Source organism: Arthrobacter sp. Soil782, assembly GCF_001428435.1.
Taxonomy (GTDB): Bacteria; Actinomycetota; Actinomycetes; order Actinomycetales; family Micrococcaceae; genus Arthrobacter_D; species Arthrobacter_D parietis.
Genome location: NZ_LMSO01000008.1, coordinates 233,720 through 254,500 on the forward strand (window position 1 = coordinate 233,720; position 20,781 = coordinate 254,500).

At 63.2% G+C, this 20,781-nt stretch carries 20 protein-coding genes and 1 pseudogene; 8 read left to right on the top strand and 13 right to left on the bottom strand.

Annotated elements, in window-relative coordinates:
• Position 1 precedes the first annotated feature (1 nt).
• Positions 2 to 976 carry a DAK2 domain-containing protein gene (locus ASH00_RS10400; RefSeq protein WP_056548240.1) on the top strand — a complete coding sequence of 325 codons (975 nt, stop codon included), beginning with the start codon at positions 2 to 4 and terminating at the stop codon, positions 974 to 976.
• A gap of 107 nt (positions 977 to 1,083) precedes the next feature.
• On the top strand, positions 1,084 to 2,286 hold the full coding sequence (locus tag ASH00_RS10405) for an MFS transporter (RefSeq protein WP_056548242.1): 1,203 nt from the start codon (positions 1,084 to 1,086) through the stop codon (positions 2,284 to 2,286).
• A gap of 21 nt (positions 2,287 to 2,307) precedes the next feature.
• Here ASH00_RS10405 and ASH00_RS10410 read toward each other — a convergent pair whose 3' ends face one another.
• Positions 2,308 to 2,769: a MarR family winged helix-turn-helix transcriptional regulator gene (locus ASH00_RS10410; protein ID WP_056548244.1), complete on the bottom strand. Its 462-nt coding sequence runs from the start codon at positions 2,767 to 2,769 to the stop codon at positions 2,308 to 2,310.
• A 189-nt stretch (positions 2,770 to 2,958) separates the two neighbouring features.
• Between ASH00_RS10410 and ASH00_RS10415 the strand changes: the two genes are divergently transcribed.
• Positions 2,959 to 3,756 carry a GAF and ANTAR domain-containing protein gene (locus tag ASH00_RS10415; RefSeq protein WP_235563262.1) on the top strand — a complete coding sequence of 266 codons (798 nt, stop codon included), beginning with the start codon at positions 2,959 to 2,961 and terminating at the stop codon, positions 3,754 to 3,756.
• Positions 3,757 to 3,840: 84 nt separating this feature from the next.
• Positions 3,841 to 6,054: an ATP-dependent DNA helicase RecG gene (locus ASH00_RS10420; RefSeq protein ID WP_056548246.1), complete on the top strand. Its 2,214-nt coding sequence runs from the start codon at positions 3,841 to 3,843 to the stop codon at positions 6,052 to 6,054.
• Between the two features lie 14 nt (positions 6,055 to 6,068).
• Here ASH00_RS10420 and ASH00_RS10425 read toward each other — a convergent pair whose 3' ends face one another.
• Together ASH00_RS10425 and ASH00_RS10430 are read right to left on the bottom strand one after the other, a co-directional pair.
• The gene (locus ASH00_RS10425; protein ID WP_056548248.1) at positions 6,069 to 6,449 is read right to left on the bottom strand and encodes a GNAT family N-acetyltransferase; all 381 of its coding nucleotides are present in this window, start codon (positions 6,447 to 6,449) and stop codon (positions 6,069 to 6,071) included.
• Between the two features lie 112 nt (positions 6,450 to 6,561).
• Positions 6,562 to 6,822 carry a hypothetical protein gene (locus ASH00_RS10430; RefSeq protein WP_056548250.1) on the bottom strand — a complete coding sequence of 87 codons (261 nt, stop codon included), beginning with the start codon at positions 6,820 to 6,822 and terminating at the stop codon, positions 6,562 to 6,564.
• Between the two features lie 271 nt (positions 6,823 to 7,093).
• Between ASH00_RS10430 and ASH00_RS10435 the strand changes: the two genes are divergently transcribed.
• Together ASH00_RS10435 and ASH00_RS10440 are read left to right on the top strand one after the other, a co-directional pair.
• Complete coding sequence (locus ASH00_RS10435) at positions 7,094 to 7,960, top strand: YsnF/AvaK domain-containing protein (protein ID WP_056548252.1); 867 nt, start codon at positions 7,094 to 7,096, stop codon at positions 7,958 to 7,960.
• 18 nt (positions 7,961 to 7,978) lie between these two features.
• Positions 7,979 to 8,338, top strand: a complete 360-nt coding sequence (locus ASH00_RS10440) for a hypothetical protein (protein ID WP_157359085.1) — start codon at positions 7,979 to 7,981, stop codon at positions 8,336 to 8,338.
• Here the strand turns inward: ASH00_RS10440 and ASH00_RS10445 are convergent.
• Together ASH00_RS10445 and ASH00_RS10450 are read right to left on the bottom strand one after the other, a co-directional pair.
• Positions 8,335 to 9,027, bottom strand: a complete 693-nt coding sequence (locus tag ASH00_RS10445; protein ID WP_082566047.1) for a class F sortase — start codon at positions 9,025 to 9,027, stop codon at positions 8,335 to 8,337. The two genes, ASH00_RS10440 and ASH00_RS10445, sit on opposite strands and share 4 nt — an antisense overlap.
• 8 nt (positions 9,028 to 9,035) lie before the next feature.
• Positions 9,036 to 10,001 carry a hypothetical protein gene (locus ASH00_RS10450; RefSeq protein WP_056548256.1) on the bottom strand — a complete coding sequence of 322 codons (966 nt, stop codon included), beginning with the start codon at positions 9,999 to 10,001 and terminating at the stop codon, positions 9,036 to 9,038.
• Between ASH00_RS10450 and rsmD the strand changes: the two genes are divergently transcribed.
• On the top strand, positions 10,000 to 10,566 hold the full coding sequence (rsmD, locus tag ASH00_RS10455; protein ID WP_056548257.1) for a 16S rRNA (guanine(966)-N(2))-methyltransferase RsmD: 567 nt from the start codon (positions 10,000 to 10,002) through the stop codon (positions 10,564 to 10,566). The two genes, ASH00_RS10450 and rsmD, sit on opposite strands and share 2 nt — an antisense overlap.
• Before the next feature lie 162 nt (positions 10,567 to 10,728).
• On the top strand, positions 10,729 to 12,075 hold the full coding sequence (locus tag ASH00_RS10460) for a UDP-glucose dehydrogenase family protein (RefSeq protein WP_056548259.1): 1,347 nt from the start codon (positions 10,729 to 10,731) through the stop codon (positions 12,073 to 12,075).
• A gap of 204 nt (positions 12,076 to 12,279) precedes the next feature.
• Here ASH00_RS10460 and ASH00_RS17235 read toward each other — a convergent pair.
• The 8 genes and pseudogenes from ASH00_RS17235 to ASH00_RS10495 all read right to left on the bottom strand — a co-directional run.
• Positions 12,280 to 12,354 (bottom strand): annotated as a pseudogene (locus tag ASH00_RS17235) (hypothetical protein); the annotation flags it as partial.
• 76 nt (positions 12,355 to 12,430) lie between these two features.
• The gene (locus ASH00_RS10465; RefSeq protein WP_056548261.1) at positions 12,431 to 12,712 is read right to left on the bottom strand and encodes a hypothetical protein; all 282 of its coding nucleotides are present in this window, start codon (positions 12,710 to 12,712) and stop codon (positions 12,431 to 12,433) included.
• A gap of 120 nt (positions 12,713 to 12,832) precedes the next feature.
• Positions 12,833 to 13,957 carry a phosphotransferase gene (locus ASH00_RS10470; RefSeq protein WP_235563269.1) on the bottom strand — a complete coding sequence of 375 codons (1,125 nt, stop codon included), beginning with the start codon at positions 13,955 to 13,957 and terminating at the stop codon, positions 12,833 to 12,835.
• The gene (locus ASH00_RS10475; RefSeq protein ID WP_056548264.1) at positions 13,957 to 15,153 is read right to left on the bottom strand and encodes a phosphotransferase; all 1,197 of its coding nucleotides are present in this window, start codon (positions 15,151 to 15,153) and stop codon (positions 13,957 to 13,959) included. The genes ASH00_RS10470 and ASH00_RS10475 overlap by 1 nt, the downstream gene beginning before the upstream one ends.
• Positions 15,150 to 16,982 (bottom strand): ABC transporter ATP-binding protein, encoded by a 1,833-nt coding sequence (locus ASH00_RS10480; RefSeq protein ID WP_056548266.1) that lies wholly within the window; start codon positions 16,980 to 16,982, stop codon positions 15,150 to 15,152. Before ASH00_RS10480 ends, ASH00_RS10475 begins: the two co-directional genes overlap by 4 nt.
• Positions 16,979 to 18,106 carry a glycosyltransferase family 4 protein gene (locus tag ASH00_RS10485; RefSeq protein ID WP_056548268.1) on the bottom strand — a complete coding sequence of 376 codons (1,128 nt, stop codon included), beginning with the start codon at positions 18,104 to 18,106 and terminating at the stop codon, positions 16,979 to 16,981. The genes ASH00_RS10480 and ASH00_RS10485 overlap by 4 nt, the downstream gene beginning before the upstream one ends.
• Positions 18,103 to 19,422 carry a glycosyltransferase family 4 protein gene (locus ASH00_RS10490; RefSeq protein ID WP_082566048.1) on the bottom strand — a complete coding sequence of 440 codons (1,320 nt, stop codon included), beginning with the start codon at positions 19,420 to 19,422 and terminating at the stop codon, positions 18,103 to 18,105. Before ASH00_RS10490 ends, ASH00_RS10485 begins: the two co-directional genes overlap by 4 nt.
• A complete protein-coding gene (locus ASH00_RS10495; RefSeq protein ID WP_157359087.1) occupies positions 19,409 to 20,650 on the bottom strand; it encodes a glycosyltransferase family protein in 1,242 nt (413 codons plus the stop codon). The genes ASH00_RS10490 and ASH00_RS10495 overlap by 14 nt, the downstream gene beginning before the upstream one ends.
• Positions 20,651 to 20,781 lie beyond the last annotated feature (131 nt).

A 20,781-nucleotide genomic window follows, 5' to 3' on the forward strand; every position in this document is an offset into this window, starting at 1 on the left:
GATGAAGCGATGGTTGAGCAAGGCCGAAGTCTCCCTTGGCAACCACAGTGACCGCCTCAATGCCATCAACATTTTTCCTGTAGCTGACGGGGACACCGGCACCAACCTTTACCTGACTGTTCGGGCAGCTGCGCAGGCTGCAGCGGATCATGACACCCATGACCTCGGTGACCTGCTGAAGGTTGCCGGACAGGCCGCCATGGAAGATGCGCGCGGCAATTCCGGGACGCTCTTTGCCGTCTTCCTGTCCGCAATAGCAGAGCCGCTGCACGGGGCATCCCGTCTCTCAGGGCCGTTGTTGGCCACCGCACTGAACCGCGCGCAGATCCGCAGCTGGTCGGCGCTCAGTGACCCTGTTCCCGGCACCATGCTTTCGGTGCTTGAGGCCGCATCGATCGGAGCTGCCACCGTGGACCAGGCCAACGAGGGAGATGACAGTAACCACGCCCTCGCCATGACTCTGCAAGGAGCAGTGGAGGCGGCGCTTGAGGCTGTCGTGCAGACTGAGAGCCAGCTTGGCGCACTCACTGAAGCGAAAGTGGTTGATGCCGGTGGTGTGGGGTTCCTGCTCATCATGGATGCGCTCCGCGCGGCCTCACTCGGTGAAGAGTTGCAGGACGAACTGCTTGACGGCCTTCATGGCTATGACGTCCAGGCGCCCCACATCCACAAAGGGATGCCGGCCGAGGGCGTCGAGGTCATGTGTACCATCAACCTCAGCCCGCTGGACGCTGCAACCCTTCGGCTTCACCTCGATGAGGTGGGAGATTCCGTCATTATGAGCGCAGTAACGGAGGTCGAGGAGGGCTATCGCTGGCGCGTGCACGTCCACGTTCCCGAAGCTGCCCTGGCACTCAGATACATCGAAGAAGCGGGGCAGCCCAGTCACATCGCCGTGACCCAGCTCGCCGGCGCCGGTGCTGTCAGCCCCCAGGAACCGGGGTACTTCGAGCAACAGGAACGTTACGGGTCCTGACGTCGGTCCGCGGTCATCCGCCGCAGGTACCGCTCGTTCGGCGCTAGGCTGGAACCGGAAGCGCGTCGCAGGCGCTCCGCCTGCCACCGAAGGACGGAAACCGCACGATGCCCACTGCCACCCGAAAAGCGACAGAACAATCCTCCCGTTTCGGGGTCGCCTTCATCGGCGTTCTGCTCATCGCCGTCAACCTTCGGGTATCTTTTGTCAGCGTTGGGCCGGTTCTCGGGAATATCAGCAGCGACCTTCAACTTTCGAGTGCCGCAGCAGGATTCCTCACGGGTCTGCCGCTTATCGCATTCGCGGTCTTTTCACCCGTAGCTCCGGCGTTCGCTTCCCGGCTCGGACTTGATCGGGCGCTTTGGCTGTCCCTGCTGATCCTTGCGTCAGGCATAGTGCTCCGTTCCATACCGGTGTCGGGCCTGATTTGGGTGGGCACCGCCTTGATCGGCCTCGCCATCGCGTTTCTCAACGTCCTTGTCCCTTCCCTCCTGAAGCGGGACTTTCCAACCAGGGTCAGCCAGATCACCGGCAGTTACACAGCAACACAAGCCGCGTTCGCCGCGATCGGGGCCGCCGTCGTCGTTCCGGTGGCACAGACGTCGCCCGCCGGATGGCGGCTGGCGCTCGGAATTTGGGTGGGACTGGCGTTGATTGCCATGGCAGTCCTCCTGCCCTGGCTGCGCAGACACGCCTCTGACACCGTGCGCACCTCAAAACCCGAGGCGACTTACCGGTCGCCGTGGTCTTCGGCGTTGGGTTGGCAGGTGACGGTGTTCATGGGACTGCAGTCAATCGCCTTCTACGTTCTGATGGCCTGGTTGCCGACCATCGAGCAAAGCCGCGGCGTTTCGGCGACAACGGCGGGGCTGCACCTGTCCGTGTTCCTTCTTGTCAGCGTATTCGCCAGCCTTGCTGCCGGCGGAATCCTTCATCGGGGTGCAGACCAGCGAATGATGTCCTTCACCAGCGGTGCACTCACTTTCGTGACGTTTGTCGGGCTGGCGGTTGCGCCGGACCTCACATTGCTGTGGGTGCTCCTGGGAGCGATTGGATGCGGAAGCCTGATTGTCATCGCTCTGTCACTCTTCAGCCTGCGGACGATCAACTATCCGCAGGCCGCAGCCTTATCCGGCATGGCGCAGTCCGTCGGCTATGGCCTCGGCGCGGTTGGACCGGTCATGTTCGGTGGCCTGCGTGATCTCAGTGGCGACTGGACGCTTCCGCTGCTCGTGACTGCAGCCATCATGGCAATGTTGGCCCTGACGGGCGTGCTCGCTGGGCGGGACCGGGTGATTAGCGGCCCTTAAGCACGCGGGTCTGAGGTCAAACTACGCTGAAGCGGCCAGTTGCGGCTCGGGCATCGGTCCTGGAGCGAGCAGGTTGTCACGGGTGGCATTGATCACGCTGATCAGTGCAGCGCGCAAATCTTCTTCCGCATAGCCTGCACCGCCAAAAGGTACACCTTCACCCTGCTGCACCTCATCGAGGATTGTGCGGCCCGCGGGAGTGAGTGCGACGAAAGTCACCCGGCGGTCTGACTCACTCTTCTGCCGCGTGACGAGCGCGCGCATCTCCAGCCGTTCCAGAGCTTTACCGACTGTCTGCGCCTGAACCCGCACGATCTGCGCCAACTTCACTTGGCTCATCGATCCCGCAGCGGCCAGCACTTTCAGGATTGTCACACCGGAATGTGTAACGCCGATGCTGCGCAACCGCTCGTTGTCACGGTTTTCATTGAGCCGGGCCGCTGTGCTCAGCAGGCGGCTTGTTGACCAATACGACGTGTCCATGCCTTGACCTTCTAACCCCGAAAGAACGACTGCACCGGCGAAGTGCTGCCGTCTGTAACTTGACCCGGTGGGACGGCACCGGCGACGCCAGACGCTGCGGGGTACGAGACCCGTTGGAGATGCGAAGGGCGCTTAGTGAAGTATCCTATGCGATGAAAGTTGAGGTTTGAACCATTGAAAGGTGGAACCGTGGGCGAACTCGTCTCCTTCGAGCCTGATGAGGAGTTCGACGCACCCGGTCGGCTGACGGCGCAGACAGTGGGGACGGGTGAACGTTCGCTTCTTGAGGAGTTGCAGGATCTTGTGCTGTCCACCACGGATATGCAGGAGTTCCTCAACGAACTTGCCGTCCTTTCAGCGCGCAGCGTCAGCGGGCACGAGGAGACCGTGCTGTGCGGCATCACCCTGTTGCGCCGCCGTCGGGCGGCGACTGTGGCCTACAACTCGGAGACTGCGAAGTCAATGGATGAACTGCAGTACGCCTTCAAGGAAGGTCCGTGCCTCACAGCAGCCAAGGAGCAGCGCACCATCGTCGTGGAGGACTTTGCTAGCGAGAGCAGGTGGCCCGAATATTCAGAGGCGGTCTCCAAATACGGGCTGCGCTCCATTCTTTCTGCTCCTTTCACCATCGGGGCGGGAGCACATGCGGCGATGAACCTGTATTCCTACCGTCCGAGTTCTTTCAGGAGCGAGGAAGTCACTTTCGCCGAGTCATACGCGCGTCAGGCGTCAAAAGGACTGCAGTTGGCTTTGCGGATGGCACACTACAGCGAGGAAGCGGACAACCGTAGCCGCGCCATGGAGTCCCGAACCCATATCGACGTGGCAGTTGGGATCGTCATGGCGCAAAACCGCTGCTCGCAGGATGAAGCGTTCGCGATCCTGCAACGGGCCTCGAACGCACGCAACGTGAAGCTGCGCGTGATCGCCGCGGAGATTGCCCAACGGGTTTCCGGCGCGTCACCTGCAACCCACTTCGACGGGTAACGGGATCGTCAGAGCGCGGCGCTAAGCTCGAAACTACGTCTCGCTGGTTCCTGCTGCTCAGGAAAAAGGCTTTCAGGAAGGTATATGAAGAACAGGCGCCCGCCCGAGCTTTCCGCACCATTGGACCCCAAATTGCTTGGCACCAAAGTTGTTAGGGCTTTTGGGGAGAGCCTTGAGATTCACTCCGTCGGGGCGCTTCTGAACCACTTCCCCCGTACTTACCTTCCGCCTGGGGAGCTGACGGGGTTGTCCGGCGTCCCGCTCGATGAAGACGTCACCCTGGTCGCCAGGGTCCAATCGGCAAACTCGCGATGGATGCGGACGCGCAAGGGCAAACTGTTGGATGTTGTCATTACCGACGACGACGCCGGGAGTCTCGGAACCATGCATGTCACCTTCTTCAACGCTCATGTTGCTCAACGACAGCTCACCGTTGGAACTCGCGCCGTCTTCTCCGGAAAAACGGGCAGTTACCGGGGACAGTTGACCCTCACCAATCCGCGATTTTCGCTGCTCGATGAAGACGACGCCGGCATGGACAAGCATCTCGTGCCTATCCCCGTGTATCCGGCGTCTGAGCACATCAGCAGTGATCAGATCAAGAAGTCCATCGAGAAGGTTCTTGACACCCTCGTTCATTCACAGCTGAATGACCCGGTTCCCGCGCACATCGCCCGCCGTGACCGGCTGATGAACATCACCCAGGCCTATGAGTTGATTCACCGGCCTGCCGAGGTGGAGGATGCCTACCGTGCCCAACACCGTTTCCGTTACCAGGAAGCGTTGGTCCTGCAGACTGCCTTGGCACGGCGACGGGCTGAAGTCCTCGCAGAGGAGGCAACGTCACGCCCGCTGATCCAAGGCGGGTTGCGCGATCAGTTTGATGCTTCGCTGCCGTTCACGTTGACCTCGGGCCAACAGCAGGTGGGGGAGGAGCTTGCAAAGGACCTTGCCGGTGCCCATCCAATGAATCGGCTGCTTCAGGGCGAGGTTGGGTCGGGAAAAACGCTTGTTGCCTTGCGGGCAATGCTGCAGGTCATTGACGCAGGGGGACAGGCGGCCCTTCTGGCACCTACTGAAGTGCTTGCGGCGCAGCACCATCAATCCATTACTCGTACCCTCGGCCCGCTGGCTGAGGGAGGAATGCTCGGCGGGGCGGTGGATGGGACACGGGTTGTGCTCCTGACAGGGTCCATGTCAACGGCGCAAAGGCGTGAGGCGCTGCTTGCAGCCGCATCGGGTGACGCCGGCATTGTCATCGGCACACACGCCCTGTTGTCGGAAAACGTTCAGTTCTTCGATCTCGGGTTGATTGTTGTCGATGAGCAGCACCGTTTCGGCGTGGAGCAGAGGGACGCACTCCGGGCGAAGGCCGCCGCTGCGCCGCACATGCTTGTCATGACGGCTACGCCCATTCCCAGGACTGTTGCGATGACTGTTTTCGGTGACCTGGATGTATCCACCTTGACGGAACTTCCCGCCGGCCGTGCCCCCATTGCGACGCACGTCGTAGGGCTTTTCGAGAATCCCAACTGGGTGGATCGCGCGTGGGCCCGGACTCGGGAGGAGATTGACGCCGGCCGGCAGGTTTACGTTGTGTGCCCAAAGATCGGGAGCTCGCAAACGGAACCTGACAGTGCTGATGCAATGGAGCTCTACGAAGGCGCGCCTCCGAACAAGCAGGAACTGACGTCCGTTGTGGAACTGTTCGAGTCCCTGCAGGATGTGCCGGCCCTTGCCGGAGTGAGGATGGGCCTGCTGCACGGGCGCCTTGATCCGGCAGAGAAATCCGCCACCATGGCCGGATTCAATGACGGCGTCATCAGTCTCCTGATCTCCACTACCGTGATTGAGGTGGGAGTTGACGTTCCCAATGCCACTCTCATGGTGATCATGGATGCGGACCGCTTCGGTATCTCACAACTCCACCAGCTGCGGGGAAGGATAGGTCGCGGTGGGCACCCGGGTACCTGCCTGCTTGTCACGCAACTCGAACCGGCACACCCCAGCCGGGAGCGGCTGGACGCTGTCGCATCAACGTCCGACGGCTTCGAACTGTCCCAAAAGGACCTGGAGCTCCGCCGCGAAGGGAACATCCTGGGCGCATCACAGTCGGGAGGCAGGTCGGCACTGCGCTTCCTCAAAGTGATTCAGCATGCCAAGGTGATCGAAAAAGCCCGTAAGGACGCACAGGAACTGATCACTGCTGACCCAACACTTGCGGAGCATCCTGAGTTGGAAGAAGCGTTGGATCTCTATCTGAACGCCGAGAAAGAAGCCTTCCTCGAACGGGGATAAGCCGAACCGCTGGATCAGGAAGCGCGGGAGGCCGTTTTTCGCGATCTGGAAGCAGGAGTGAGACGGAAGCGGGAGCGCTCGGAGGCCGGTATCAGGGAGGCCCACTCGGGGTGACCTCCCAGGTAGCCACGGACGGTAGGACAGAATGGCATGACCGCCAACCGCCGCCTGTGCAGGTTTTCGAGCACGTTCCCTACGAAGTAGGTATCCAGGCGTGCGCGCTTGAAACGCTGCTCGATGGTCGTGTGCAGCAGCCAGATCTGGCCCTGCCGGTTCTCGTATTGAAGGTAGCCGACGTTGTCTCCATCAACGTACAGCTCGAACCGGCTCAGCTTCATATTGTCGCGGACTGCCGTCCGCAGGCTTGTCGAGCGGTCGGGATAACGCAGGTCCATGTGAACTCCCACAGTCGAGAGGCTGGTGAGGCTCGCTGCTGAACCGTACAAACAACTATAGCGACAATCAGTAGGCTGACAAAGCAGTCCGCAGGTGCAGGCAATGGCGCGTTCAGGCGATGCCCGAGATGCTTTGACGGAAGGCGAGTTCGCCACAGGCGGCCTGGTAGCGCTCGAGGGCTCGGAGATCGGGCATCTCCGAATCCAACTCAAGGAAGAGGGCGTCGCACAACTCGGCAAGCCGGCGTTCCGGAACTGAAGAGAGATCGACGGGGAAATCGTCGTCGGTTTCGGTCCAGGCGGGAGCGTTATCCCCGGGTTCGCGGATGGATAGTAGAGGTGGCTCAATGAATGAGCGCGACTGAGCGTCCATGCTGGTGGCACTCCCACAAGTAGGTCTTACTGTGGCTCGCTGCTGAACCTGTTGCCAGTGTAATCGGCTGCTATCTTGTGGCAACCCCGGGACCGGTTCACACGCTGTATCTCTGCCCGGATGCCTGTTAGGCCAGGGTTTCAGCCCGATTTCCTAAGCCGACTTTCAATAAAAGTAATAAGCATGCTTCCAATTAAGCGACTGATGTGTCTACCCTTGTGCAACCGGATACTTCGGACAAGCCCTCTGCAATCAATCTCGAGGAGATAAAATGATCACGCAGGAACATATCGACCGCATTCTTGATGGCAACGGGAACGTTGTGGACCAGGACGGCAACAAGGTTGGATCCGCGGGCCAGGTGTACGTGGATGACCACACAGGAGAGCCCAGCTGGGTCACGGTGAAGACGGGCCTCTTCGGTACGTCAGAATCGTTCGCACCGCTGCAGGGCGCTTCCATGGACGGTGATGACGTGCGCATTGCCTACACCAAGGACCAGGTTAAGGACGCACCCAAGGTTGACCCGGACCAGAATTTGAGCGAGGCGGAGGAAGCGGAACTCTACCGCCACTACTCCCTGAGCCGGCCGGGTGGAGGTTACGACGCCGCCGAACACGGTACGTACTCGGGCACCACCACCGGGTCGGACGATTTCCGTGATTCCAATCCCGGCATCGCAAGCGCCGGCGAGAGGGACCGCTTCGACGCGGACCGCGGTGACCGAACAGTTGGACATGACACTTCGGGGCCCACTACGGATGATGCCATGACCCGTTCCGAGGAACGGCTCCATGTCGGCACGGAGAAGCAGGAGACCGGGCGTGCCCGCCTCCGCAAATACGTAGTGACGGAGAACGTCACCAAGACCGTGCCGGTCCAGCGTGAGGAAGTGCGGGTCGAGCGTGAGCCGATCACCGACGCCAACCGCGGCGACGCTCATGATGGACCCGCCATCAGCGAGGAGGAGCACGAGGTGACCCTTCACGAGGAACGACCCGTCGTGGAGAAGGAAGCTGTGCCGGTGGAGCGGGTGCGCCTCGACAAGGAAGTTGTCACGGACGAGCAGACCGTGAGTGAGGAAGTGCGTAAGGAAGAGATCGAGACAGACGGCGACGATTCCCGTCGCGGACTCTGACCGGGGCGGCGTCCGGCAATGAACGAAAGCTGGTTTCGCCGCGTGTTCCGGTGGGTAGGTGCTGGGCGCTCGGAAGCGACGCTTCCGGGCGTCCAGCCCCATGTGGAGGGCGCTGACATCAACGAGCGGGTGAGGCACCTCAACTCCGCACAGCTGTGCCGGGCATGGCGAATCAGTTTCCTGGCTGTCATCAGCGCCAAGACAGCGGCGGAACTGGAAGAGCTCGCGCGGAAGCGGCGGCTGTACCTTGAGGAAATGGAATCGCGGAATCCCACCGGCTTTGCGTGCTGGCTGGCAAGTTCGCCTGCAGCATCAAGTGACCCGGAGCCTTACCTGCTCCACCAGGATGCAGGGCGGCGCCGGTTCGGCTCGCTCTAGGGTGAGTCCTTGGGGCTTGCGGTCACTACAACGTTCTTGCCCCAGGGATCTTCGGTGTAACAGCTGATGAGAACAAGCCTGTTCGGCGTGATATCCCAGATATTGCTGTCCTTCAGGGTGTCCTTGTCATGAGTGACAATCGAATCGACTACGTAGTGCTGCACACCGGAGCCGGTGTGCAGCACTATTTCGTGCCCCACCTCCACATCGGTGCTTAAGCGGTTGAACGGAGCCTCACGATCCTCCCAGCTGTGTCCGGTGATGTACGTGGTGTCGTTCGATCCACGCCCGGGCATGCCGAATGAGGTAAGCCAGTAGCCGTCCAGGGTGAACGGTGGGACGAGGGATTGTGACGCCTCGTCTGCCGAGGAGGGAGTGAGAGGCAAAACTGCTACATCGATGCCGGCCGATTCCACGATCAGCCGTTCCGGAGCGGCGGCACGAGGTTTCGGCGCTACTGCCTGAGTAGTGGGACTGGGACTGGGGCTGGCTTCCGGGGTGGAAGTGGGCGTGGCACTGGCAGCGATGGTTGCGGGGCGCGCCGTCTCCTCCGGGGCAGCCTGTGGTGCAAATGCCCCGCTGAGCGCTGTGGTCGAAACGAGCGCGCCTAACGCTGCTGCCCCCGCAACCCATAGCCGCATTCGCGACCGGGGAGCGGGGGCAGCAGCGTCACGCTGTGTAACTGTCATCGATTGGGTTAGGCCCGTCCTGCGCTTAGACGGCGAACGACGACGACGGCACCGGCCGCTGTTGCCGCGCCGAATCCTGCCAGCCCGGCCAGGAGGGCGAGGTTAGCGGGATCTGTGGCTCTGGCGTCGTGCGCTGCGGTTTGAATGTTCAGGCCGCGCTGCTGGGGAGCGGCTGTCCGGGCGAGCGGCGCGTGGGCAATAGGCGTCTGCGCGACCGGCGCCTGAGCTACCGCCGGGGCCGAGCAAGCAGCGATGACTGCGTCGGCCAGAGCGATCAGGTCCTGCGGGTTGGAGCCCTCGGTCAGACTGAGGCGGATGATGGCGTCATCGAAAGATGCCGCTGCGGTCTCGACCTGCGCCTCAAGAGCAAGGATCTCCGGAGTGCCATAGGCAGCGTCGAAAGCCTCCACGTAAGCCTGCTCAGCCTCGTCGTACCTCAAGAAGGCGTCCTCCAACGCTGTTTGCGCTGCGGCTTCATCTGCCTTGGCCGAAGCAGTGGCAGCCACCGCAATGTCGTGCCGCGCCTGTGCCTGATCGCGCTGAGCCTCAGCTTCTTCCAGCGCGGCAGCGTCGCCCGGCGGAACGTCCAGGACTGATTGTTTTGCCGCTTCCAATTCCGCGAGGGTGGTCGCTTCGGCCGATTGGGCTGCGGTCAGAAGCGCCATGGCAGCGTTGACTACTTCCGATGCCTCGAAAGTGGCGGCGTCGGCAGCGTCAAGAGCAGCAAGTTCAGCGGCCACGGCGAGGTCAGCTTCCGCGTAGAGAGGCTCAAGCTGTGCTCCGAGTGATTCGAAAGTAGCTATTGCGGCGCGAAGTTGATTTGCCAGAGCAATATCGACCGATGCAACGCCGAGCTGTGCGCCAAGTGCGCTCTGAGCCGAGATGCATTCAGCCGATCCGGGAGATGCTTCTCGGCTGCACTTATTGGACCACGCGGAAACCGTTTCTGCTAGTGGTTTAGAGTGTTTTTTCATGAGTCGAATCATCGCAGGGGCCGCAGGTGGCACTACGCTGACCAACGTCCCGGGCCAGGCGACGCGACCCACCACGGACCGGGTCAAGGAAGCCTTGTTCTCCCGCTTGGATGCCTACAACGTTTTAGCCGGCGCGCATGTCCTGGATCTCTTCGCGGGATCGGGGTCGTTGGGGGTGGAGGCGGCGAGCCGCGGAGCAGCAACTGTGGACCTTGTCGAGTCCGCGGACCGGGCTGCTGCCGCCTGCCGGGCAAATGCCGAAGCGATGAACCAGGTCCTGGGCTGGACCTGCGTTCGCGTGCACCGGTCGAAGGTTGAGACCTATCTGAATCGGGTCCCGGAGGACGCGCTATGGGATGTGGTGCTCATGGACCCGCCCTATCCGCTCGAGGACGCGCCACTGGTGACCATCCTGTCCACTCTTGTTCCGCACCTGGCCGAAGGGGCCGTCGTCGTGCTCGAACGTTCCTCGCGCTCAGGGGAGCCGGATTGGCCCGACGGGATTGAGCGCTTCGCCCACAAGAAGTATGGCGAGACCCGGCTCTGGTACCTGGAACCGGTCTAACGCTTCCGCCGTTCAGTCCGCCCGGTAGCCGGGGCACTGATCTGACTACCTGATCTCATCTAACTCTCATCTCTGGTTCATCTGCGCCCCATGCAGCCTCCGTACGGTGTTTGCAGGACACGGAAACGGGACCCAGAAATACGACAGCTAGGGGCGTTCATCATGCGGTTATCGGTCATCGGATGCGGGTATCTCGGAGCGGTGCATGCGGCGTGCATGGCGAAGCTTGGGCACGAGGTGGTGGGCATCGACGTCGATGGTGCGAAAGTTGCGGCCCTGAGTGCAGGGGATGCTCCCTTTTTTGAGCCAGGGCTTCCGGAATTACTCGCTGAGGCGCTTGAAACTGGCCGGTTGCGTTTCTCAACCGACATCGCCGATGCGGCCGGCTCCGCTGTGCACTTCATCGCGGTCGGCACACCACAGAAGCGAGCAGAGAACGGGGCAGACCTCAGCCACGTCTATGCGGGCGTCGACGCACTGTTGCCCCATGTGAATGCAGGCGACGTTGTGGTGGGGAAATCCACCGTTCCCGTTGGTACTGCCCGCGACCTTTCCGTACGTATCTCCGAGGCATGCCCTTCAGTGACGCTGGCCTGGAACCCGGAATTTCTGCGCGAGGGCTTCGCCGTCAAGGACACGCTGGAACCGGACCGCCTGGTGTACGGGCTGGATGATGCAGCCAGCGGCGCCCAGCTGATCCTGGATGAGGTGTACGCCCAGGCGCTCGCTGGAGGGACCCCGCGGTTGGTGATGGACTATGAGACAGCTGAGCTGGTGAAGGTATCCGCAAACGCCTTCCTGGCCACGAAGATCTCCTTCATCAACGCGATGGCGGAGGTCTGCGAGGCCACCGGAGCTGATGTCTCCATGCTCGCGGACGCCATTGGCCACGACGCGCGGATCGGCCGGAAGTTCCTTAACGCAGGGCTCGGGTTCGGTGGTGGCTGCCTCCCGAAGGACATCCGCGCTTTCATGGCGAGAGCGGGTGAGCTCGGAGCAGATCAGGCCCTGACCTTCCTGCGGGAAGTCGACTCCATCAACATGCGGCGGCGCTCCCGCATGGTGGATCTGGCGCGGGAGGTCTGCGGCGGGTCGCTGCTCGGGCAACGGATAGCCGTTCTCGGTCTGGCTTTCAAGCCCAACTCCGATGACGTCCGTGATTCGCCCGCCCTGAGCGTTGCCGCCCAGTTGCAACTTCAGGGAGCGGCGGTCACAGCTACCGATCCTCAGGCCGTGCCGAACGCCTCGCGACGCTTCCCTGACCTCGCCTACACCACCTCTGTTGAAGAGGCCGTCCAGAATGCCGACGCTGTGCTGGTGCTGACCGAATGGGAGCAGTACTGCGCGCTGAATCCAATGGATCTCCGTGCACTGGTGGCTCGTCCAGCGATCGTGGACGGACGAAACTGCCTGGACCCGGTGGCCTGGCGCGACGCCGGCTGGACCTATCGGGCGCTCGGACGTCCAAAAGCCGCCGCCATACCTGCTCGCACCGCTGCAGTGCGTTAGAATCTTCCAGTGCTCCGTGCCTTGCGCGGTGCCGTGCTTCCCGGAAGAGCGTGTTGGGCGATCTGCGAATGGCCGCGTAAACCTCGGCAACTCGATCCGCACATCAGCCAGATCGGTGTACCAGCGAGGTAGCGGCATCATTGACAGCGGATAGCCCGCGAGCCGCGATTCCCAGGGCAAGGCTGCAAACTGATCGAATAGTGCCCTGAGCTCGGCCTGCAGCGAGCGTCCGTTTGACGCCGCTATCCGTTTCAGCTCATCAAGCGTGTGTTGATCCACGTTGCGGACACTGGTGGTTCCCCCGCTATGTGGGGAAGGGGCAGCTTTCCGGTGGCTGTGTGGAGGAGCGGTGTTGCTACTGGTTCCGTTCCGAGCGGCGATTGATTCGCCGCGCCAGATCGACAACGGCGCCGCCTCCCAGGACGATCGATCCTGCGACCGCGGCAAGCATGAGGTAGAGCCACACAACGCTGCCCACGGCGTTCTCCGGGACGCTCAGCATCTCGAACCACTCCAACGACCCGCCGATCCAGAAAGCTGCCACTGCGATCAGCACTATCACTGCAGGTGCACAATCCCAACGCAGAATCCCGCTTGCCTTTGTCTTGACTGTCTCCTCGAGTTGCTGCGTTCCCATGAGTCCAGTATTGAACAGCTAGCTGAGCATTCCGAGTCATGTCGTCGTGTCGTTAGCTAATCGGGACAGGTCCGTTACCCGGCGTTGATCAATACGTCGGTTCTTACCTCGGAAGAGGGGTCAGGCAGGCATTCCTGAGAGGAAAGTGCGTTTGCCAAGACGCTCCTCAAGCTCGCTGAACCACGTAGATGCCATGTCCCGGTAGGGCGGCCTGAACGCATAAACGCAGGCCAGCCGAAGAGCTGTCGCTGCAGCATAGGCCTCAAACCGCGGGAAAGGTACCGCCAGGACCTCGGCCACTTCGCGGATATAGTGACCGCCAACGGCCGCGGTGCCAACGGGCAACAGTCCCTGGGCCTCCCGGAAATCCAAATGAATCGCCAGGTTAGCGAGGTCGAGCGCAGGCTCAGCGAGGGCAAGTGTGTCGCAATCAATGATTCCCACCGACCGGGTCCCCGGGTCCACTAGAACCTGTTTGTCGTGCAGGTCACGGTGCGCAAGTCCGGCGGGCGAGGAACTATTGAGCAGGGACGTGCCGACCGACGCCGATACGCGGCGAAGTCGGTCCTCCGATACACCTAGAGCATCGAACCCGACTGCCAGTCCAACCCACCGTTCGAGGGTGCAAACTTCATCCTGCGCTGAATGAATCCGAGCGGCAGCGGAAGGTTCGTTGCTGATTGACGTGCCGACGAATCCGGGCCATCGGTTTGCCCAGAGTGCCCAGGCACGGCTCCACGCGTCCAGCGGCCTGGAGCCATGGTCGGATCCGACACCGGAAGCCGACCAAGTGCCGGCGTCCAGACCTCTACCCAGATCGTGCAGGCTAACTCCGGGTACGGCAGATAACGTGATGCTGTGCTCACTGGCAGCTACGACATCGGGCGCAACAACTCCGGATCCAGCCAGCCCGGCAGCAACCGCCAGATGTGCGTCTCTGACAGCGGCTGCCTTCCCACCCGCAAGAAACTTCGTGTACCGCCCGTCGGTGCGCACGACGGCGCGCCGCTTCAAACGGTGCACCAGCAGTTCTCCTGAAGGACCGGCATCCAGCCCGGGCAGTGCGCGATCGTCGCGAAACGGCACCAAGGACGCGCGGCCCTCGGCATCGATGCGGCCGGCACGGATCCGACCAGTTCGCGGTTCCCGGCCTTCGATGACCAGACTCCCGTCACTGCGGGGCCAGGCGCGGTGGATACGAACCGGCGGACCGCCGTCGTTCGGCAACTCAACCGGTATGTGCATCACCACAAAACCTCTTCAATCATCGTGAGACGGCGGTCGACCTGCTGCCGCCAATCTGGTGCGCAGGCACGGAAGGGCTCGCGAAGCCGATTCAGCAGGTGAAAGGCGGTCCACGCCACTGTCTCGGAGTCATGTACCGTGGCAGGCCCGGTGCCGTACCCATTGAGCAGGGCAGCCGTTCGCGGCAGCCCGAGGACGGTGCGGCCGTCGGCCCTGGGGGACTCCAGCGCCTCGGCGGCGGCGAAGCTACCCAGGTCGGACGCTGCGGCACCGTAAGTGCTCCACTCGAAGTCGATCAACCGTACCTGCCGGCCGTCCACGAGCACCTGGTCGGCCGAGAAATCTCCGTGGATTAACGCAGCCCTGCCCGGCCGGCGCAGCAGGGCCTCCAGCTCCGCGGACACTCGCTCCAGGCGACCCCCGTTTTCCGGTATCAGCTCGGCATTCTCACGGATGAGTGAACGAAGCCGTCCTGCAGGTGCTCGCCACGCGTGCGTCTTGTGGATCGGTGCTTGATCGTGCAGTAGGGCCAGCGCTTTACCCGCGGACCGGGCGGGCAGTTCCGCAACCTGAAGCGGGACGGTGCTGAGGTCTCCGGAGCCGTACCACGGCAGGTACTCAAGATGCTTGGAGGTAGGTAGGCCCGGCGGCAACAGTGCCGAGTCGAGGGGAACGACGACGGGCACCCCGCCATCCGCCAGTTCAGAGAGCAATCCGGGGGTAATAGAGTGTCCGCCCGCACTCGCCCTTCCTATGAGACGCGGGATGCCAGCGGCGTCCACGCTGAACACCAGGCGCCGGAACGGGTTGTACTTGAGCACTCCGAAGCCCGGCGACGGCACCTCCAGGCCAGCCCGCCTGAACCCACGAAGCACCGGGTACAAGCGCGGATCCAGCGCGATCGGCCCGCTTGCCAATATTCCGTCATCAAGTGCGAAGCGCTCCCACTCCACATCCTGAGTGAGCGCGCGCCGGAAGGTTTTCTCCAGCTTCACCGACGAATCGGTGCTGTACATCGCCAGCCAGCGGACGCCGCCGTCGTCATCGTGGAGACGCGCGACCGCCGACCTGCCGCGCTTCCAACGCAGGTGAGCGGCACGCACCGGACGGTTGAACAGGGAGCTCAGCGCGTCCGGATCGAAGAGCAACTCGAGTGATCGGAGGTGGGAGTCAAGCGGAGTACGCAGGCTGCTCATGGCACGCTCCCAGCCGGCACCGTTGCGGTCGTACGGTTCTGTGCGGAAGCGCGTTGCTCCTCGACCCAGCGTGCAAACAGCGGGTAACGCAGCAGCTCCTCCGGTGATCCGTCCAGCAGCACCCGCCCGTCCTGAAGCCAGAGCACGCGGTCGCTCTGCAACGCCACGGACGCCTCATGGGTCACCGCTACGGTGGTTCGTCCCGCGCTGAGCGCCGTCAGGGCGCCGAGAACCTCGGTCCGCGCGTCATGGTCCAGCCCTGTCGTCACTTCATCGAGGAGCACCACCGGTGCATCGCGCAGGATGGCGCGGGCAATCGCGATACGTTGCCGCTGCCCCCCGGAGAGAGTCCCGCCGCGCTCGCCGACAGTCGTGTCGTAACCCTTGGGGAAGCTGGTGATGAAACCATGGGCCTGCGCCAGGTGCGCTGCCCGCTCAACCTCGCCGTCCGTCGCTGACAGGCGCCCGAAACGGATGTTCTCGCGGATACTGCCGGTAAACAGGACCGCCTCCTGCAGGACGAGGCTTACGTTCGATCGGAGGGAAGCGAGTGTGATGTCGGTGAGGTTCACGCCGTCGAGGCGCACTGAACCGCGCTCCGGATCCATAGTGCGCACCAGGAGGGACAGCAGTGTGGACTTGCCGGATCCGGACGGTCCCACGATGGCCGTGGTGTGGCCCTCCTGCAGGCATAGGGTGAGATCGGACAGGACCACCCGCCCCTCATAGGATGCCGAGACGTGGCGGAACTCGAGCTCACCCCACACCTTGCCCAGCGGAAGGGCCGTAGGGGAGTCGGTGATGTCCACCTCCTCGTCGAGCAGTTCGGCCACGCGCTCGCCGGACGCCGTGGCGCGCGCGATCCGGCCGGTGTACTTCGCGAGGTCCCGTAACGGCTTCAGGGCAGTCTTCAAATACATCAGGAAGAGCACCAGGTCACCCGGCGTCATGGCTCCCTGAACCACCCGCCACCCGCCCCCGGCAAGGACGACGGCGGTCGCGACGCCCACAATCACATCCGTCCTTCGCTCCAGGGCGGCTGCGAGGCGGCGGGACCTCACGCCCTCCTTGAGCGTTTTCTGGTTGCTGCTGCCGAACCGGTCGGACAGCGCCCGTTCCAGGCCGTACGTCTGTACAACCCGGATGGCGCCCAGGCTCTCCTGGGCGGTGTTCGCGAGGGAACCTTCACCCTTGCGGGTAAGGCGTGCAGCCACAGTGATCTTGTCCGTGCTGATTCGTGAAAGGAGCAGGAAGCCCGCGCATGCGGCGATGACCACTAGTGCCAGCAACGGATCGAGCCAGAACATTACTCCGGCCATCGCAACCAGGGTGATGCAGTTGGCCAATAGCGGCATACCGGCCGTGACGGCGACCTCCTGGAGTCTGCCGACGTCGCCGACCAATCGCTGGACTGTGTCGCCGGTGCGATTGACCGAGTGGAACCGCGCAGAGAGGGACTGGACATGATCGAACACCTTGGCTCGCAGTTTGGTAGCAACCCGCGATCCGACCAGAGCGAAAGCGAGCGTAGCGAAGAAGTTGCAGACCGCGCGCATACCGGTGAAGAAGACGAGGGCGGCGCCGCAGGTCAGGAGCAGCAGGGGAGTCGCCTCCGGTCCGGTGCCTGCAAAATCAGCGCCCAGGCTCCGGGTGACCGCGTCCACCACAAATTTCACCGGCCACGGTTCGAGGACCCGGAACGCGACCTCACACAGCAGCACCAGGACACCGCCGGCCATGAGCAGTCCCTGACCAGACAGATGCGGCCTGAGGATCTGCAGTGTACGGTGAAGGGCTGATTTCTCGGGTATGACGACCGCCTTGGTCATGCCGGCACTTCCTCGGTGATGCGGTTCAGGACGGTGTCCCAGCTGTGACGATCAGTCGCCGCGCGCCGCGCGGCGACGGACATCGCCGCCCGGGCAATCGGTGCCGAGGCCAGCCCATCAATGGCTTCAGCCAGCGCGGACGGATCGGACGGTTCGACCAGAAGTCCGGTGACGCCGTCGTCAATGATGTGGGGCACCTGCCCCACCCGGGAGGCGACAACGGGCAACCCGGCGGCACAGTATTCGTAGATTTTCAGCGGGGAGAAGTACTGGTCGCCGTGGCTCGCGCGTGGGTACGGGGCAGCCGCGATCGAACATCCGGCGAGGGCCTCCGGAACGTGCTCCGGTGCGATTGCGCCGGTGAACTCAACGTCGGCCCCCACCCTCTCGGCCAGGCCGCGCAACTCCGCCCCCTGTGGGCCGTCCCCGACTATGCGGAGCGTCCACTCGCGCGATCCCGCAGCCTGCGCTTGTATCAGCGTTTCCACCCCGTGCCAGGGCTTCAGGGTTCCGACGAATGCAACGACCGCCATGCCGGGCGCCTCAGACGAGGGGCGGATGCGGTGGACGTTGACGCCGTTGGCAACGGTGCGGATCCGCTCATGGTGCTGAGGGTCAACGCGATTCCGGACCCAGTCGGCCACCGGATCGGAGACACAGACAGTTCGGGTCGCGGCACCGACCTGTTCCCGCAAAGCCGCGTGCGCCGCCGTTTCATCAATCAGGCTCCGGTGGGTTCGCTGTTCCTCAATCAGCGGCGCGTTGACCTCGAGGAAGCCAGGAACCCGCAGTTGACCGGTAACGCGCGCAAGCGTGTCGCTGAACAGCGAGTAGCGCTCGTAGACGGCATCCGCGCCGTCGTCCAGAATCCGCTGGGCGAGTTCAGCGGCAGCGGCAGCCTGTGAGTTCTCACGGGCCGCCCCTTTCCCCGTCACCGGTACGACGACGACGGCGAGGTCCGCCAGATCAGCCGGGACGTCGCTGCCGGGCCGCGTGCAGTACACCGTCACCTCCGCGCCGCGGTTCCGCCAGGCCCGGACAATTTCCTGAACGTGGACGGACGCACCCTTGGTGCCGAACACCGGCACACCCGGGTCGATGCACACATAAGCGATGCGCTTCATCGGACCACCGCCTCGAGTTCCGGGGACGAGCAGGACGACGACGATACGGACGACGGATGCTCTACACGGACATGAGTCTCCGCCTCCGCCGCTGCTGTCCCGCACAAACGCTGCAGTTGTGCGGACTGGGAGCGGGAATCAAAGCACCGTTCGATCAATGACCGGGCAGCCAGAGCGGTTGCTATCCGGTCGAACGAGTCGGACGCCGTAGTCCGCAGCGCCAGAATCAGGTCCTCGACGTTGCCGGCGCGGACAAGCAGACCGGTGGCGGCGCCGTCCATTCCGCCGAGGACCTCCGGGATTCCGGTGACGTCCGACCCGATGCAGACCACACCCATCGCCATCGCCTCAAGCAGGACCGTCGGCAGTCCGTCGGCGTTGCCGTCTGCACCGATGATGCAGGGGGCGGCGAATACATCGGCCCACCTCAGGAGTTCGATGACTTCGCTCTGCGTGCGGGGGCCGAGGAGGTGTATTTGGTCGCTCAAGCCTAGGAGCCTGACGCGGTCGGCCAGGCTATCAGCCAACTCCCCACCACCTGCTATGCGCACGTCCACCTGGACGCCGGAGCGCACGAGCGCCGCAACAGCGTCGATCAGGAGCGAGAAGCCTTTCTTCTCCACGAGCCGTCCAACTGCGGCGATCCGGAAGGGCGTGTGGACGGGAGCGGGTTCCCTGAAAGGGAAGCGGGTGAGCTCCAGCCCGTTGTAGACGCGGTGGAGCCGGCCTGAAGCGGCCGGGGCAAGGGTTGAGAGGTACCGGTAGTTGAAGTTGCTCACGGTGACCGTGTGGTGCGCCGCCTGTATGAGGCGGATGAGTTCAGCCTGGTCCACCTGCTCGTGGTAAATGTCCTTGGCATGGGCAGTGAAGGAGAACGGAACGCCCGTGAGCGCGGAGGCAATGCGGGCGGTGCGTGCTGCGATCGATCCGAAATGGGCATGGAGATGGGTAATTCCACGCTCAGTTACCCGGGTTGCCAGTTCGACGCCCTGGTGCACCTCAGACGCCTCGCAATCAGCGAGATCTGGCAGGAGAGCGGCGAAACGCTGGGCGAAGTTGGGGATCACGTTGTGGGCAGCGGCGATGATGGGCCAGCCCTCGGACAGTTTCTGCGGCCGGGTCAGGTAGGTAACGGGCGCCTGGACCCGGGCCAGTTCGGGGTGGAAACGGGGGTCAACGGGCGGGCGAAGCGAGAAAATCTCAAGGTCCTCGTCCGCTGCTTCACGGGCGAGGATTTCCGTGACAATGAAAGTTTCCGAAAAGCGTGGGTAGATTTTCAGGACGTAACCGACGCGCCCCTCGTTAGACAGCTGCATGACGGGTCCAATCCGTGCGTCGTTCGGAGCTGCCGTCCGGCTGGGCCAGGAGCTCGGATGCGTACTCGTAGGTTGTTGCGAGTCCATCGAGGTTGACTCCATCGCGGGCAACCTCCTGCCCGCCCACTTGCGCCCACCAGGTGGAAAGCGTGTCCGGGGTGAACTCGTCGGGGTGGCAGAAATCGAGCAACCGGTGCCGAGCCAGGCCACGTGCGCGAATCAGCTGCTCCCGGCGCGGGTGGACCCGCGGCACGATCAGGGCAGGGGTGGTGGTGCTCATGATTTCGCACACGGTGTTGTACCCGCCCATGGCGACGACAGCCGCCGCCGACTGTATCTCTGCAAGGGCGTCCCGCACGGATCCGACGACATGCGTGCGGGGGCCGGCCGCCGCCTCAACCTGTGCACGGTCGCCTTTCGGCATCTGGGGACCGGTGACAATGAGGTGCTCGAGCCCCTCCGGGAGCCTGGCGCGGGCGGCGGTCAGGGTTACGTCAAGACCGTCGGATCCGCCGCCGGCCATCGTGACGACGAAGGGAACACCGGTGGCGCCGGTACGACGCCGGACCGGACGGCCGACGGAAAGGTATCCGGTGTGCCGCACGAGGTGGGCGAGGCTGCCTGGAATTTCGCCGGAGCGCACCGGATCGTGGACCAGCGGATCCCCGTACACCCAAAACTCATCGAACGTCCGGTCCACCTGGTCCAGATCCAGTGCGGTCCATTCACGACGTGCAGCCGAGGGTTGGTCGAGAACTTCGCGCAAGCCGAGCACTACCCGGCACGACGGATGCTCGCGCCGCAGTTGCTCCAGCCCGTTTGCCAGTTCATGCTCCACTCCAAACGGGTGCCGGTCCACCACCACAAGGTGAGGACGGAAGTCGTGGAACACTGCCGCGATCAGGGATGACCGAAGTTTGATGATGTCCGTCTGCTGGACATTCAGGTACCGGGCTTCATAGCCTCCCGTGCCCTTCGCGATACCCGGCACCACCACCCAGTCCCACCCCTCGGGGATTTCGAAGCGGGTGGCTGCGGCGACTCCCGTGACCAGCACTCCGCTCACCGTCCGGCCGGCCCGCCTGAAGCTGCCGGTGAGAGCATGCGCCAGCGCGAGGTTGCGGCGGGTATGTCCCAACCCCTGGGAATCGTGCGAGTACAGGACCACGCGAAGCGTCCCGCGTTTCTGCGCTCCGGCCGTCGTGGCCCTGCTGTCCTTCACCGTCATGGCTTGCATCCAACTTTCCCCGCAGCCAACTGGAACCGCAGGTTTCCCATTTAGCCAGCCGGCTATGAGACGTCGGTGAGCTATTCATGAGAGAGCTCTCATATGAAGTGGTCTGTGGAGCGGGAGTTAGT

Coding starts and splice junctions, on each gene's coding strand:
- ASH00_RS10460 (WP_056548259.1), top strand. CDS start 10,729: ATGCGGTTATCGGTCATCGGATGCGGGTATCTCGGAGCGGTGCATGCG.
- ASH00_RS10400 (WP_056548240.1), top strand. CDS start 2: ATGAAGCGATGGTTGAGCAAGGCCGAAGTCTCCCTTGGCAACCACAGT.
- ASH00_RS10405 (WP_056548242.1), top strand. CDS start 1,084: ATGCCCACTGCCACCCGAAAAGCGACAGAACAATCCTCCCGTTTCGGG.
- ASH00_RS10495 (WP_157359087.1), bottom strand. CDS start 20,650: ATGACGGTGAAGGACAGCAGGGCCACGACGGCCGGAGCGCAGAAACGC.
- ASH00_RS10420 (WP_056548246.1), top strand. CDS start 3,841: ATGAAGAACAGGCGCCCGCCCGAGCTTTCCGCACCATTGGACCCCAAA.
- ASH00_RS10490 (WP_082566048.1), bottom strand. CDS start 19,422: ATGCAGCTGTCTAACGAGGGGCGCGTCGGTTACGTCCTGAAAATCTAC.
- ASH00_RS10470 (WP_235563269.1), bottom strand. CDS start 13,957: ATGCACATACCGGTTGAGTTGCCGAACGACGGCGGTCCGCCGGTTCGT.
- ASH00_RS10485 (WP_056548268.1), bottom strand. CDS start 18,106: ATGAAGCGCATCGCTTATGTGTGCATCGACCCGGGTGTGCCGGTGTTC.
- ASH00_RS10480 (WP_056548266.1), bottom strand. CDS start 16,982: ATGACCAAGGCGGTCGTCATACCCGAGAAATCAGCCCTTCACCGTACA.
- ASH00_RS10445 (WP_082566047.1), bottom strand. CDS start 9,027: ATGACAGTTACACAGCGTGACGCTGCTGCCCCCGCTCCCCGGTCGCGA.
- ASH00_RS10435 (WP_056548252.1), top strand. CDS start 7,094: ATGATCACGCAGGAACATATCGACCGCATTCTTGATGGCAACGGGAAC.
- rsmD (WP_056548257.1), top strand. CDS start 10,000: ATGAGTCGAATCATCGCAGGGGCCGCAGGTGGCACTACGCTGACCAAC.
- ASH00_RS10425 (WP_056548248.1), bottom strand. CDS start 6,449: ATGGACCTGCGTTATCCCGACCGCTCGACAAGCCTGCGGACGGCAGTC.
- ASH00_RS10430 (WP_056548250.1), bottom strand. CDS start 6,822: ATGGACGCTCAGTCGCGCTCATTCATTGAGCCACCTCTACTATCCATC.
- ASH00_RS10440 (WP_157359085.1), top strand. CDS start 7,979: ATGAACGAAAGCTGGTTTCGCCGCGTGTTCCGGTGGGTAGGTGCTGGG.
- ASH00_RS10450 (WP_056548256.1), bottom strand. CDS start 10,001: ATGAAAAAACACTCTAAACCACTAGCAGAAACGGTTTCCGCGTGGTCC.
- ASH00_RS10410 (WP_056548244.1), bottom strand. CDS start 2,769: ATGGACACGTCGTATTGGTCAACAAGCCGCCTGCTGAGCACAGCGGCC.
- ASH00_RS10465 (WP_056548261.1), bottom strand. CDS start 12,712: ATGGGAACGCAGCAACTCGAGGAGACAGTCAAGACAAAGGCAAGCGGG.
- ASH00_RS10475 (WP_056548264.1), bottom strand. CDS start 15,153: ATGAGCAGCCTGCGTACTCCGCTTGACTCCCACCTCCGATCACTCGAG.